This is a genomic window from Ignatzschineria sp. LJL83 (assembly GCF_054871845.1).
On record NZ_JBTXLY010000006.1, the window covers coordinates 23,036 to 37,785 of the forward strand.

11 protein-coding genes and 4 tRNA genes are annotated in these 14,750 nt (G+C 39.9%); all 15 read left to right on the top strand.

Annotation, left to right across the window (positions count from 1 at the left end):
* Nucleotides 1-492 precede the first annotated feature (492 nt).
* The 15 genes from ACYSN2_RS05040 (at nucleotide 493) to rpoB (ending at nucleotide 14,703) form a co-directional block, all read left to right on the top strand.
* Entirely contained in the window at nucleotides 493-1,782 is a 1,290-nt protein-coding gene (locus tag ACYSN2_RS05040; protein WP_461749173.1) for an O-acetylhomoserine aminocarboxypropyltransferase/cysteine synthase family protein, read from the top strand.
* Between the two features lie 269 nt (nucleotides 1,783-2,051).
* Nucleotides 2,052-2,981 (top strand): homoserine O-acetyltransferase MetA, encoded by a 930-nt coding sequence (metA, locus tag ACYSN2_RS05045; protein WP_461749174.1) that lies wholly within the window; start codon nucleotides 2,052-2,054, stop codon nucleotides 2,979-2,981.
* 148 nt (nucleotides 2,982-3,129) lie between these two features.
* Nucleotides 3,130-5,166 (top strand): L,D-transpeptidase family protein, encoded by a 2,037-nt coding sequence (locus ACYSN2_RS05050; protein ID WP_461749175.1) that lies wholly within the window; start codon nucleotides 3,130-3,132, stop codon nucleotides 5,164-5,166.
* 101 nt (nucleotides 5,167-5,267) lie between these two features.
* Nucleotides 5,268-5,352, top strand: a tRNA-Tyr gene (locus tag ACYSN2_RS05055).
* Nucleotides 5,353-5,374: 22 nt separating this feature from the next.
* Nucleotides 5,375-5,448: transfer RNA gene (locus ACYSN2_RS05060), tRNA-Gly, on the top strand.
* A gap of 4 nt (nucleotides 5,449-5,452) precedes the next feature.
* Nucleotides 5,453-5,528, top strand: a tRNA-Thr gene (locus tag ACYSN2_RS05065).
* 40 nt (nucleotides 5,529-5,568) lie between these two features.
* On the top strand, nucleotides 5,569-6,759 hold the full coding sequence (tuf, locus tag ACYSN2_RS05070; RefSeq protein WP_461749176.1) for an elongation factor Tu: 1,191 nt from the start codon (nucleotides 5,569-5,571) through the stop codon (nucleotides 6,757-6,759).
* A gap of 18 nt (nucleotides 6,760-6,777) precedes the next feature.
* Nucleotides 6,778-6,853, top strand: a tRNA-Trp gene (locus tag ACYSN2_RS05075).
* A 101-nt stretch (nucleotides 6,854-6,954) separates the two neighbouring features.
* On the top strand, nucleotides 6,955-7,383 hold the full coding sequence (gene secE / locus ACYSN2_RS05080; protein ID WP_461749177.1) for a preprotein translocase subunit SecE: 429 nt from the start codon (nucleotides 6,955-6,957) through the stop codon (nucleotides 7,381-7,383).
* A gap of 10 nt (nucleotides 7,384-7,393) precedes the next feature.
* Nucleotides 7,394-7,921: a transcription termination/antitermination protein NusG gene (gene nusG, locus ACYSN2_RS05085; protein WP_461749178.1), complete on the top strand. Its 528-nt coding sequence runs from the start codon at nucleotides 7,394-7,396 to the stop codon at nucleotides 7,919-7,921.
* 155 nt (nucleotides 7,922-8,076) lie between these two features.
* Nucleotides 8,077-8,508 (top strand): 50S ribosomal protein L11, encoded by a 432-nt coding sequence (gene rplK / locus ACYSN2_RS05090; RefSeq protein ID WP_461749179.1) that lies wholly within the window; start codon nucleotides 8,077-8,079, stop codon nucleotides 8,506-8,508.
* A 1-nt stretch (nucleotide 8,509) separates the two neighbouring features.
* The gene (gene rplA, locus ACYSN2_RS05095) at nucleotides 8,510-9,199 is read left to right on the top strand and encodes a 50S ribosomal protein L1 (protein ID WP_461749180.1); all 690 of its coding nucleotides are present in this window, start codon (nucleotides 8,510-8,512) and stop codon (nucleotides 9,197-9,199) included.
* Between the two features lie 211 nt (nucleotides 9,200-9,410).
* The gene (gene rplJ, locus ACYSN2_RS05100; RefSeq protein WP_461749181.1) at nucleotides 9,411-9,920 is read left to right on the top strand and encodes a 50S ribosomal protein L10; all 510 of its coding nucleotides are present in this window, start codon (nucleotides 9,411-9,413) and stop codon (nucleotides 9,918-9,920) included.
* 73 nt (nucleotides 9,921-9,993) lie between these two features.
* The gene (gene rplL, locus ACYSN2_RS05105) at nucleotides 9,994-10,365 is read left to right on the top strand and encodes a 50S ribosomal protein L7/L12 (RefSeq protein WP_461749182.1); all 372 of its coding nucleotides are present in this window, start codon (nucleotides 9,994-9,996) and stop codon (nucleotides 10,363-10,365) included.
* Nucleotides 10,366-10,572: 207 nt separating this feature from the next.
* Nucleotides 10,573-14,703, top strand: coding sequence for a DNA-directed RNA polymerase subunit beta (gene rpoB, locus ACYSN2_RS05110; protein ID WP_461749274.1), 4,131 nt, complete (start codon nucleotides 10,573-10,575; stop codon nucleotides 14,701-14,703).
* The last annotated feature ends 47 nt before the right edge of the window (nucleotides 14,704-14,750 follow it).

The window sequence follows — 14,750 nt, forward strand, 5'->3', positions numbered from 1 at the left end:
ATCCTCTACAAGTTTTACACAACCTATTTTGAAGGTGATTGCGCCAAATATCTCTCCAAGATTCTAATCAGTTATAACAATTCAGTTGGATACATTATGGATTCAACTTGATGATAATGACTGACAGCGATGTGCTATTAAAATAGGGCTGTAAATCAAATACCGATGCTAAAGATCTTTTATGAGATTTTTCATCGGTATTTTTTCGTTGATATTTTTTATTGATGTTTTTATCTGGATTTTGACAGAGTTGCCGTTTTTTCAGCAATGGTTTTTATCTCTGATTTTCACAATATTAAGAATGATTTATCACGATTTCACGTTCTTTTGCGGGAACTCTTATTTTTAGCGGGTTATTGCATTCTCTTTGTGGGTGCGATATAGCTATGTGTCAAGCATTTAAGTTTACGTTTCTAATTTTTTGGACTTAATGCGATTACTACTTTTCTTACACGTTCTGTGTAAAACCAATAAAATTTAGGAGTTCATTTAATGACTACCCAAAACTGGAGTTTTGACACTCTACAGCTTCATGCCGGCCAAGAAATCGACGAAACACGTTCAAGAGCCGTTCCTATCTACCAAACTTCAAGCTACGTTTTTGATGATTCTCAGCACGCTGCCGATCTTTTTGGATTAGCAAAGCCGGGAAATATTTATACACGCATTATGAATCCGACAACGGATGTTCTTGAAAAGCGTATTGCTGCGCTTGAAAAAGGTGTTGGCGGACTTGCTACAAGTTCGGGAATGGCGGCAATTTTATATTCTGTATTGAACGTGGCAACGCCGGGCGATGAGATCATCACGCTTAGCACGATTTACGGCGGTACTTACACGCTCTTTAATAACCGTTTACAATCTCAATTTGGTATTAAGGTTCATTTTATTGAACCGGAAGACTTTGAAGGATTGGAAGCTGCAATTAATGACAAAACGAAAGCAATTTTCTTTGAGAGTATCGGTAACCCAGATATTAATATTCCCAATATTGAAAAAATTGTGGAAATTGCGCAAAAGCATAAAATCGTCACAATCGTGGATAATACGTTTGGTACGCCGTATTTGATCAATTTGAAAGATTATGGCATCAACGTCGTTGTGCATTCGCTGACGAAATATATCGGCGGACACGGCACTTCTATTGGCGGCGGCATTGTTGATAACGGTAACTTTGATTTCAAAGATAATCCTCGTTATCCAGGCTTTAATACGCCAGATGCGGCATATCATGGTTTGCAATATGCAGATCTTGGAGAAGCGGCATATATCCTTAAATGCCGAGTGGAATTGCTTCGTGATACCGGCGCTTGTATCAGTCCTTTCAACGCATTCTTAATTCTTTTAGGTTTAGAAACATTAAGCCTTCGTGTTGAGAGAATGACAGAATCTGCGCTTAAAATTGCAAAACATTTAGAGCAACATCCTGATGTTGCATGGGTGAAGCATCCTGGACTTGAATCAAGCGAATATTACGAAAGAGCACAGCATTACTTCCCGAAAGGTGTGGGCGCAATCTTTACGTTTGGCGTGAAAGGCGGGAAAGAAGCGAGCATTAAGTTTATTGATAATCTTGAAATTTTCTCACTATTAGCAAACGTTGCAGATGCGAAGAGCTTGGTCATTCATCCTGCCGGCACAACACATTCACAATTAGATGAAGAAGGATTGAAGAAAGCAGGGGTTTTACCTGAATTAATTCGCCTTTCTGTGGGTTTAGAAGATGTGAATGACTTAATTGCCGATATCGATCAAGCATTAAAAAAATCACAAGAATCATGATTTCAATATGACATCTGAAGATATTCTTAAATTTGTTGCGACTCTGTAACGGATATTGAGAACGTATTTTTGAATGCATATTTATAAGAGCTGTTTAGAATTTTTCAAACAGCTCTTTTCTTGTTGTTACGTGATTTTGTATCGAAAATAGTGACGTAAGTGATTGTGATATCTTCTTAATATAGATATTTATAATGATTATTAGGTATGATAAGTAATCCTTTTTTAAGATGAAAGGGATTATTGAGAATGAATAGAGGAGGCAAATAATGCCTGTTAAAATTCCAAGTAAATTGCCGGCATATCAAGTGCTGAAGAATGAAAATATCTTTGTAATGGATGATGATCGTGCGATTGCGCAAGATATTCGTCCCCTTAAAATTGCCATTTTAAATTTAATGCCACTCAAAGAAGTGACAGAAACTCAGCTCTTAAGAATGCTGGGGAATACCTCTTTGCAAATTGATCCGGTATTTATTGCGACAGAGAGTTATCAACCTAAAAATACCGATGAGGCGTACTTAAATGCGTTTTATCGTACCTTTGATGAAATTAAAGATGAAAATTTTGATGGATTCATTATTACAGGTGCGCCGGTAGAAACGCTTCCATTTGAAGAAGTGCAATATTGGGAAGAGCTTACTAAAATCATGGAATGGGCGGATAAAAATGTCTTTTCCACGCTCTATATCTGTTGGGGCGCGCAAGCGGGGCTTTATCATCGTTACGGTGTTCCAAAATATGATTTGGAAGAGAAGCGTTTCGGGGTTTTTGAGCATGATGTGCTTGAGAAGAATGTGAAACTGCTTCGAGGCTTTGATGATTCGTTCAATGCGCCACACAGCAGACATACTGAAGTAAGGCGTGAAGATATCGAAAAACATGATGATTTAATGGTATTGGCAGAATCTGATGTTGCCGGCATTCATATTGTGGCAAACAGAGATCTGCGTCATGTGTATGTCATGGGACATGGCGAATATGATGCTGACACGCTTGATCGTGAATATCGCCGAGATGTTGATAAAGGCGATGAGATTGCCATTCCAGAGAACTATTATAAGGGTAATAACCCTGATAATGGACCGCATGTCACATGGAGATCTCACGGCAATATGTTATTTGCAAATTGGCTGAACTATTGTGTGTATCAGGAAACACCCTATGATCTACATACATTAAAGCGAGAAGTAAAGTAACAAGTCATTCATCAATGATGAAAGGCTTTAGAGAAGAAAATTAAAGAGATTCAGTAAAGAGATTCAGGAATTACAAATATTGAAAGAGTTATTGATATAACAAGAGAATAGCTCTAAATATTAAAAGTATAAGAATTGAGATAAAGCAATGAAAAAAAATTTAATAGCAATTAGTTTGAGTCTTGCCTTGGTGCCGGGATTGGTATATTCAGCGACTACCGGAAATAGAGAATCTGTTGAAGTGAAGCTAAATGGACAAGATGTTTCTCAGCTTTCGAGTTTTTTTTCGGGAGGAGCTTTAGAAGAGCAAACGGCTCCTGTTCTTAATTTGTTATCAGAGCAAGAGGTAAGTAGTGCTATTGAACCGAATTCGATAATAAATGAGGTGGCTTCTAAGAATGTAGCTTCATCGATCTCAAAGGGTGTAGAAACAACAGCTATCGAAGTGGGCGATGCAGTGATTACAATGACGATCGCAGATACACCTCGTAATTTAGAGCTGTCTGAGAAAACAGTTATTCCTGAATCTCCTATCTCTCCGTTACAAAGCCAGCATGTTAATGTTGATAATCTTACATTAGTGGACGAAGCGGGACTTTTAGAAAATTATCAAAAATTTACGCAAGTAAAAACCCCCGATTATCGATATAGAGCTTCTTATTGGGCGGATAAAGCGCCTAAAGCAAGCGAAGTATATGCTTATAAGACTCGTGTAAATTCTAAAGATCAGGCGCGTTTTAAAGAGATATATCTAGATTTGATTGATTCAGAAGAGATTAAAGAGATCGTACTTGTGAATCAGAAAGGATTAACTTCTCAAGGAGAATCTCTGTATCAAACGTTACTTGCAAGTGAAGGGGAAGGGCTAATTCCTTCTCTTTATCATGTTGGAAGAATTGAAAATCTCCTTCAAAGTGGAGAAGTAGGACAGCATCAGGCTGAGATTCGTGCGTTATTACATGACGGGGGATTATCTTACATCCGAGATATGGTGTTAGGAATGCCGGAGATAAAGCGTAAAGATTCAGAATGGTTACTAGAAGGGCGATCGATAGATGTTAGTAATGTGATGGTTGAAGTGCTTCAAAGTAGAAGTCCTAAAGATGCATTGAATGCGCTAACACCACGATATCCGCAATATCAAAGTTTGAAACAAGCGTTAGCATCATTTCAAGCGAAAGAGAGTGAGCTAGAACCAGAAATCGTGCCTTTAGGTGCAACAATTAAGCTCGGAATGAGTGCTGATCGGGTAATGAAGCTTCGAGATCGCTTAAATTACTTAGGGTATGACGCAGGAGATTCCGAGCAGTATGATGCGCAGATGCAAGATGCAGTAAAAACATTTCAAAGAACGCATCTTTTAGAGCCAGATGGTGCGCCAGGGCGCAAAACAATCACGGAGTTAAATAGATCCAATGAGGAGCGTATTCAGCAAATACAGCTTAATTTAGAGCGCTGGCGCTGGATGCCGGAAACAATGGGGGAGCATTACATCATGGTGGATATCCCAGGATTTAGTTATTCTGTGATCAAGAACGATGAGGAAGTCATGACTGCTAAAACAGTTGTGGGACGAGATGCAAGAAGAACTCCGGTATTTATGGCGCCTATGAGCTATATCGTCTTCAGTCCTTATTGGCATGTTCCAAGATCTATGGCAGTTAAAGACTTTTTGCCAAGATTGAAGAAAGATCCATACGCATTAAACCGTTCAAAAATTAGAATCTTTCAAAATGGACAAGAAATTGATCCGGGAACAGTGGATTGGTCTGAATATAGTAATCGTAATTTCCCATTCCAACTACGTCAAGACCCCGGTGATCACAACTCTTTAGGGCGTGTGAAGTTCATGTTTCCTAACAAACATGCTATTTATCTGCACGATACGCCTTCTAAATCTCTCTTCAATAGAACGTCTAGAGACTTCAGTTCTGGTTGCGTCAGAATTGAGAATCCAGAAGAATTGGCTGAGTATTTTTTAGGCGATCTAGGCTGGGATGAAAGTCGTATAAAGACGGCATTTAGGCGTTCTTCAGAGGCTCATGTCAGTTTGGGGAAGGATAAAAAGATACCTGTCTATACTTTATACATGACAGTTCGAGTTGAGGGTGATAGTATCTCTTTCCGTGCAGACATCTATAACAAAGATAAAGCGCTTATTGATGCCTATCGTCAGCTTCAATAATGTGAGTTTTAGATGCTTCGGTCAGTTGAAAGAGTTGGTAAAAAATCACTCAAAAATAAAATTGACAGATCGAAATCACGGTATATAATGATGACTTCTTTGGTGGAGTTCCCGAGTGGTTAAAGGGACTAGACTGTAAATCTGGCGGCTATGCCTTCGAAGGTTCGAATCCTTCCTCCACCACCAAATTTTATATTAAATGAGTTCTGCGGGTGTAGTTCAATGGTAGAACTTCAGCCTTCCAAGCTGATAGTGTGGGTTCGATTCCCATCACCCGCTCCATTATGCTCATATAGCTCAGTTGGTAGAGCGCGTCCTTGGTAAGGACGAGGTCACCAGTTCAATTCCGGTTATGAGCACCATTCCCCTTCCGTGTAAAATCTAATCTAGAAGAGTGATATTATGTCTAAGGAAACTTTCAGTCGTAGTAAGCCGCACGTAAACGTCGGTACAATTGGACACGTTGACCATGGTAAAACAACTTTAACAGCTGCTTTAACTAAAGTAGGTAACGAAGCTGTAGGTGGTAATGTTCGTGCATATGATCAGATCGATAACGCACCGGAAGAGAGAGAGCGTGGTATTACAATCTCTACTTCACACGTTGAGTATGAGTCGCCAAATCGTCACTATGCACACGTTGACTGCCCAGGGCATGCTGACTATGTGAAAAACATGATTACTGGTGCAGCGCAAATGGATGGAGCAATTCTCGTTTGTTCAGCAGCTGATGGTCCTATGCCACAAACTCGTGAACACATTCTTTTATCACGCCAAGTTGGTGTTCCATATATCGTTGTTTTCTTAAACAAAGCAGATATGGTTGATGATGAAGAGTTAATTGAATTAGTAGAAATGGAAGTTCGTGAGCTTTTAGATGCTTATGAGTTCCCTGGTGATGACACTCCAGTAATTGTTGGTTCAGCACTTAAAGCAATCGAAGGAGATGAGTCTGAGATTGGTGTTCCGGCGATTAAAAAACTTCTTGATGCATTAGATACTTGGATTCCACAGCCAGAGCGTGAGATCGATAAAGCATTCTTGATGCCGATTGAAGATGTATTCTCAATTTCAGGTCGTGGTACAGTTGTAACTGGTCGTATCGAGTCTGGTATTGTTAAAACTGGTGAAGAGCTTGAAATCGTAGGAATTCGCCCAACTACTAAGACAACTTGTACTGGTGTTGAGATGTTCCGTAAGCTTCTTGATCGTGGTGAAGCAGGGGATAACGTTGGTGTTCTTCTTCGTGGAACTAAGCGTGAAGATGTAGAGCGTGGTCAAGTATTAGCGAAGCCAGGTTCAATCAAACCGCATACAAAATTCGAAGCTGAAGTTTATGTTCTTTCTAAGGAAGAGGGTGGTCGTCATACTCCATTCTTTAAAGGATATCGTCCACAGTTCTATTTCCGTACTACAGACGTAACAGGTGCTTGTGAGCTTCCTGAAGGTGTAGAAATGGTTATGCCTGGTGATAACGTGAAAATGGTTGTTGAGTTAATCAACCCAATCGCGATGGATGAAGGTTTACGTTTTGCAATTCGTGAAGGTGGTCGTACAGTTGGTGCGGGCGTTGTAGCTAAAGTTATTGCATAATTACTGCTAGCAGTATCTGGGTCAATAGCTCAATTGGCAGAGCGACGGTCTCCAAAACCGTAGGTTGAGGGTTCGATTCCTTCTTGGCCCGCCATAAAAATAAAGCAGTCAGTAGTTTCTGACTGCTTTTATTTTATCTAATGAAAATAATCTAGTATAATGCGAAGTTTATATGCATAAATGAGAAGTAATAAAATGAATACAAAGAAAAAGACTGATAAAGCGGTGGTTGAACAGTCAGCTTCAAGGAAAGTTGCGGCTGGAAAAGGACAGGAAGTTTCGGGTGGTAAAGGGATGATCTGGTTGGCGTTAGTAGTAGCTTTGGCTGGAGTATTCACTTATTACTATTTTGAGGGTGTAAATGCATTGTATTCGTTCGGGGCTCTATTTGTTGGGCTTGCGGCGGGTGCGGGAATCTTTTTTGTTTCTCCGAAAGGAAAAAATCTTATGGTTTTTTTCAAAGAGGCAAGAATAGAACTTCGTAGAGTTGTTTGGCCTACGATGGATGAAACCCGAAAAATGACATTATTAGTCGTAATTGTGATGGCTATTACATTGCTATTTTTAATGTTTGTAGATTTTATTATTAAAAATATTATTTCATACGTATTGTCATTTTCGTAGGAGAAAAAGTATGCATTGGTATGTCATCCAGGCTTATTCTGGGTACGAAGGACAAGTTGTTCGTGCGCTGCATGAGTATATTGCCAGAGAAGGTTTAGAGTCTAAGTTTGGTGAGCTTTTAGTGCCAACTGAAGAGGTTGTCGAGGTAAAGGACGGGAAGCGTCGTAAGAGTGAGCGGAAGTTTTTCCCTGGCTATGTCTTAATTCAAGCGGATATGGATGAAGAGGTTTGGCACTTAGTGAATAGTGTTCCTCGAGTTATTGGTTTTGTCGGTGGTAAGAGTGATAGACCAAGTCCTATTTCAGAGCGTGAAGCGAATGCGATTTTAAATCGAGTGGCGCAAGCCGAAGAGGGACCTCGCTTGAAAGTTCTTTACGAGATTGGGGAAGAAGTTCGAGTAATCGATGGGCCATTTAATGAATTTAATGGTTCTGTAACTGAGATTGATTCTGAGAAGGGTCGTTTAAAAGTTTCAGTGATGATTTTTGGTCGAGCGACACCTGTTGATCTTGAGTTTAGTCAAGTTGAGAAGATGTAATTCATAGTTTCTTGATTTGATTGGGTAAAGATGGCTCATTTGATGGTTGTCTTTATATGTTGTTGATGCTATGAAAAATTAGTGTTACAATGTGCAGTCTTTAAAAACTGGGGAGCAGTTAATTGCGTTTGACCCATCTATAGGAGTAGTGCCACATGGCAAAGAAAGTAATGTCTTATATTAACTTGCAGGTAGCTGCAGGTAAAGCAAACCCATCACCACCAATCGGTCCTGCGCTTGGTCAGCATGGTGTGAATATTATGGAGTTCTGTAAAGCATTTAACGCAGCAACTCAACAATTAGAACCAGGAATGCCAATTCCTGTAGTGATTACTGTATATAGCGACCGCTCATTTACATTTATCACAAAAACTCCTCCTGCTGCTTACTTGCTTAAAAAAGCAGTTGGCATCAAATCTGGTAGTCCAAAGCCTAATACTCAAAAAGTAGGTAAAGTGACTCGTGCGCAATTAGAAGAAATTGCAAAAACGAAAGAGCCAGATTTGTCTTCAGCAGATCTTGACGCAGCTGTGAAAATTATCGCAGGAAGCGCACGCTCAATGGGTATCGAAGTGGAGGGTGTGTAATATGGCAAAGTTAACTAAAAAACAAAAAGCAATTGCTGAGTTAGTTGATGCAACTAAAGTATATACTTTGGATGAAGCGGTAGAGTTACTTGGTAAAGTACCTGCAGCGAAATTTGAAGAATCTTTTGAAGTAGCGTTAAACCTTGGTGTTGACCCACGTAAATCTGACCAAGTAGTTCGCGGTGCGACAGTTATGCCTAACGGTACTGGTAAAGATGTTCGTGTTGCAGTATTTGCACAAGGTGCAAATGCTGAAGCTGCGAAAGCTGCTGGTGCAGACGTTGTAGGTTTTGAAGATTTAGCTGAAAGCATTAAAGGCGGCGATTTAAACTATGATGTTATTATCGCAACTCCAGATGCAATGCGTATCGTTGGTCAGTTAGGTCAAGTTTTAGGTCCACGTGGTTTGATGCCTAACCCACGCGTTGGAACTGTAACTCCAGACGTTGCAACTGCTGTAACAAATGCTAAATCAGGTCAAGTACGTTTCCGTACAGATAAATCTGGTATTGTTCACGCAGCAATTGGTAAAGCAAACTTTGATGTTGAAAAACTTCGTGGAAACTTGAAAGCTTTAATTGCTGAAGTAACACGTTTGAAGCCTGCTTCAGCTAAAGGTGTTTACATCAAGAAATTGACAGTATCAACGACAATGGGTCCTGGTATTGCGGTTGAATTAGCTTCAGTATAAGTATTTAAAAGAATACGAACTTATCTTTTGATTTATTTCATAGATTAAAGGTGAGTCTAAGACCGTAGATGTTCTTTTAACTTCGGTTAAAAGAACTTAATTACGAAAGTTGTCTACGTAGACGGTGGTTCTAAATTAGGGTTACCGTAGGGCCAAGTGAAAGCTTGGGTTTGTAACTGGTAAGAAATTACCAAAATGTAAAGGTGATAAAATGAGTTCTTTGCAAAGTAAACAAGAAGTGGTTAAAGAAGTTAATGAAATGGCAAATGGTGCGCATTCATTAGTTCTTTCTGAATACCACGGGCTTACGGTAGCTCAGATTACATCTCTTCGTAATGCGGCTAGATCAGCAAATGTTGATATCCGTGTTGTGAAAAATACATTAGCAAGACTTGCATTGAAAGACACACAGTTTGAAGATGCAACACCAAGTCTTGTTGGACCAATCATCATGGCTTTCTCAATGAATGAGGAAGATCCAGTGGCTGGTGCACGTGTTATTCACAATTTCCTTAAGGAAAAAGCGAATGAGAAGTTAGTTGTTAAAGCAATTGCACATGACGGCGCAGTTTATGACGGTTCAGAATTGAAAGCAATCGCATCACTTCCAACGAAGGAAGAAGCGATCTCTATGTTCTTGGCTGTATTAAAAGCACCAGTTCAGAAGCTTGCAGCAACTTTAGCTTCAGTAAGAGACAAAAAAGAAGCGGAAGCAGCTTAATTGTTCTACTGATAGTTCTAAATTTAGAATTATTAATCAATCAAAAATTTAAGTTAATTTTAGGAGTTATATTATGGCAATCTCACACGAAGATATCCTTAATGCAATTGAAGAGATGAAAACAGCAGAAGTTATGGAATTAATCTCTGCAATCGAAGAAAAATTTGGCGTAACAGCAGCAGTTGCAGTAGCAGCTGGTCCTGCAGGTGACGCTGGTGCGTCAGCTGATGCTCAAACTGAGTTTGATGTTGTAATGACATCAGCAGGTGAGAAGAAAATCAACGTAATCAAAGTTGTACGTGGAATCACAGGTCTTGGTCTTGGTGATGCTAAAGCGCTTGTTGAAAGTGCACCTGCAACAATCAAAGAGCAAGTATCTAAAGAAGAAGCTGACAAAGTTAAAGCAGAGCTTGAAGAAGCTGGTGCAACAGTTGAACTTAAATAATCAGGCTATAATCGAAAGAGATGATTTATTATCAGCCTAGTGAATAGGTACTCTTTTGGTTAAGAATGAACAGTAAAGGCTAGGGTTATAACTCTAGCCTTTACTAGCTTCTAAGAAATATTTTTTCGAGCGTATAAATTAGGCCTTTTAGCCAAAGGATTAATTTATATGTTTACACTCCCCATCGTTATGAGGAATACAATCAGCATGGTCTATTCGTTTACAGAAAAAAAACGCATCCGTAAGGACTTTGGACAACAAATTGAAGTTCAAGAAGTTCCTTTTCTTTTAGCTACTCAGCTTGATTCTTATGAATCATTTCTACAAGACAACATTGCTCGTAAGGATCGTAAAGATCAGGGTTTAAATGCTGCTTTTCAATCAATTTTCCCAATCGAAGCAATCAAAGCGAAAACAGCAACCTCTAATGGCTTCCGTCTTTCATTAGAATATGTTGATTATCATATTGGTGAGCCAGAGTTTGATGTTCGCGAATGTCAAATGCGTGGTACAACATATGCCGCATCTCTCCGTATTGGAATGCGTTTAAAAATTTCTGATTTAGAAACAGGCGAAATTAAAGAGATTCGTGAAGCGGATATCGATCAGTTCGGCCGTGGCGGTGTTTATTTAGGTGAAATTCCTTTAATGACAGAGAATGGTACATTCGTTATTAATGGAACAGAGCGTGTCATCGTATCTCAGCTTCACAGATCACCGGGTGTGTTCTTTGACCACGATAAAGGTAAAGGGCATTCATCAGGGAAACTTCTATTCTCAGCACGTATTATTCCATACCGTGGTTCGTGGATGGATTTTGAGTTTGATGCGAAAGACTTATTGTATGCACGTATTGACCGTCGTCGTAAGCTTCATGCAACGATTATCCTTAAAGCGTTAGGTTTATCAGATACAGAAATTTTAGCTGAATTTTTTGAGACGAATACATTCAAAATTAAAAAGCAAAAACTCTTCTTAGAATTAGTGCCTGCACGTTTACGTGGTGAAATGGCGGCATTTGATATTCTTTTAGATGGGGAAGTACTTGTAGAGAAAGGTCGTCGTGTGACAGCTCGTCACGTGAAAAAGCTTGAAGATGCAGGTGTTAAAGATTTAGAAGTACCATTTGAATATATTGTTGGACGTGTTTTATCGCAAGACGTTTTAGACGAATCAACAGGTGAGTTGTTAGCATTAGCGAATGATGTGATCACAGCTGAAACACTTGAGAAATTTGTTGCTTACGGCATTGATACAATTCCTGTGTTATTTACAAACGATGTGGATCGCGGAACGTATATCTCAGACACATTGCGTGCGGATACCACGAAGAGCCAATTAGAAGCGCAAATCGAAATTTATCGTATGATGCGTCCAGGTGAGCCACCTACAAAAGAAGCAGCTGAAAGTCTTTTTGCAAGCCTTTTCTTCTCTAGCGATCGTTACGACTTATCAGGTGTTGGACGTATGAAGTTCAATCGTCGTTTGGGTCGTGATAGTGATACAGGTGAAGGTACACTTTCAAATCAAGATATTCTTGATGTATTAAAAGAATTAGTATCCATTCGTAACGGCCATGGAAACGTGGATGACGTTGACCATTTAGGTAACCGTCGTATCCGTTCAGTGGGTGAAATGGTTGAAAACGTTTACCGTATTGGACTTGTACGTATTGAGCGTGCAGTAAAAGATCGTCTATTAATTGCTGAAGCAGAAGGTTTAACACCGCATGATCTTATTAACGCAAAACCAGTAGGTGCTGCGATTAAAGAGTTCTTCGGTTCTTCTCAGCTTTCACAATTTATGGACCAAAACAACCCACTTTCAGAAGTAACGCATAAACGACGTATTTCTGCGCTTGGACCAGGTGGTTTAACGCGTGAGCGTGCCGGCTTTGAGGTTCGTGACGTTCACGTAACTCACTATGGTCGTGTATGTCCTATCGAAACGCCTGAGGGACCAAACATCGGTCTTATTAACTCACTCGCAAGTTATGCTCGTACCAATAGTTATGGTTTCCTTGAAACTCCATACCGTAAAGTGATTGACGGACGTGTGAGTGATCAAGTGGATTATCTCTCTGCATATGAAGAAGCAAACTACGGAATCGCTCAGGCGAATGCGAAGCTTGATGAAACAGGTGCGTTTGTAGATGATCTTATTGCTGCTCGTGTAGAAGGGGAGTTTACGCTTCTTACGAAAGAGCAAATTAGCTATATCGATATTTCACCAAAACAGATCGTATCAGTTGCGGCTGCATTAATCCCATTCCTAGAACATGATGATGCTAACCGTGCACTCATGGGATCGAACATGCAACGTCAAGCAGTTCCGACATTAAATGCAGATAAACCACTTGTTGGTACAGGTATGGAGCGTATTGTTGCTCGTGACTCAGGAGTTTGTGTTGTTGCGAAACGTGGTGGTGTTGTTGATTACGTAGATGCAACACGTGTCATCATTCGTGTAAATGATGAGGAAACAATCGTCGGCCAATCTGGTGTTGATATTTATAACTTAACAAAATATCAACGTTCAAACGCGAACACTTGTATTAACCAAAAAGTGCTCGTAAAAGAGGGTGATATTGTTTCTAGACAAGATATCCTTGCAGATGGTCCTTCTACAGACTTAGGTGAGCTTGCATTAGGTCAAAACATGCTCGTGGCATTCATGCCATGGAATGGTTATAACTATGAAGACTCTATCTTAATCTCTGAAAGAGTTGTAAAAGAAGAGCGCTTTACAACAATTCATATCGAAGAATTAACGTGTGTAGCTCGTGATACTAAATTAGGACCTGAAGAAATTACTTCAGATATTCCAAACGTATCAGAATCAGCACTTTCTAAACTAGATGAAGCAGGTATTGCTTATATCGGTGCGGAAGTGAAGTCAGGCGATATCTTAGTGGGTAAAGTTTCTCCAAAAGGGGAAACAACATTAACGCCGGAAGAAAAACTTCTTCGTGCAATCTTTGGTGAAAAAGCATCTGACGTTAAAGATAACTCTCTCCGTGTTCCTACAGGAATGGATGGAACAGTGATTGACGTTCGAGTCTTTACACGTGATGGTATCGAAAAAGATAGCCGTGCGAAAGAGATTGAAGATCGTGAATTGCGTGGGGTACGTAAGGACTTAAATGACCAATTGCGTATTCTTGAAGATGACTTGTTTGAGCGTGTTGGTAAGAGCTTAATTGATGCTGAAGTTGCTGCAGGTAACAAAGGCATTAAAGCAGGCGATAAGATTACCGACGATTACTTACAAGGTATCGAGCGTGAGAAATGGTTAGAGCTTAAATTGAAATCAGAAGAGCAAGCAGAAGAGCTTGTGAAGCTTAAAAAATTACTTGAGCAACAACGTAAAGACTCTAACAAGAAATTTGAAGAGTTACGTGAGAAGTTGACTCAAGGTGATGAGCTTGCACCTGGTGTTCTTAAAATGGTTAAAGTATATCTTGCGGTGAAACGTCGTATTCAACCGGGAGATAAAATGGCAGGTCGTCACGGAAACAAAGGGGTTATCTCCATGATTGTTCCGGAAGAAGATATGCCATATATGGAAGATGGTACGCCGGTAGATATCTGCTTAAACCCACTAGGGGTTCCATCACGTATGAATATCGGTCAGATTCTTGAAACTCACCTAGGCTGGGCGGCTCAAGGACTTGGTCTGAAAATTGATAAAATGATTAAATCTCATGCAGAGGCGCAGGAATTACGTGGCTTCTTAAATGAAATTTATAACAAAGATGAAAGTGCACAAACAGTAGATTTAGATACGTTTAGTGATGAAGAAGTATTTGAGCTTTGCGGAAACCTTAGAAAAGGGGTTCCAATGGCAAGCCCAGTATTCGATGGTGCTTCTGAAGAAGAGATGCGTCGTATGCTTCGCTTAGCTGATTTGCCTGAATCAGGACAAATCACATTATATGACGGTCGTACAGGGGATGCATTTGACAGACCTGTAACGGTTGGTTTCATGTATATGCTTAAACTGAATCACTTAGTTGACGACAAAATGCATGCTCGTTCTACAGGTCCATATTCACTTGTAACGCAACAACCATTGGGTGGTAAAGCTCAGTTCGGTGGACAGCGTTTTGGAGAGATGGAAGTTTGGGCGCTTGAAGCTTATGGAGCAGCTTATACACTTCAAGAAATGTTAACTGTGAAATCGGATGATGTTGCTGGACGTACAGCAGTTTATAAAAACATTGTTAACGGTGATCATAATATTGAAGTGGGAATGCCTGAGTCCTTTAACGTACTGATTAAAGAGATTCGTTCTCTGGGTATCGATATTGACACAGTGAATGACGAGGATGATGAGTAATCTCATCCTTTTCCCTCAATCTGTGTCGTAGAGACATTTCTTTAAAT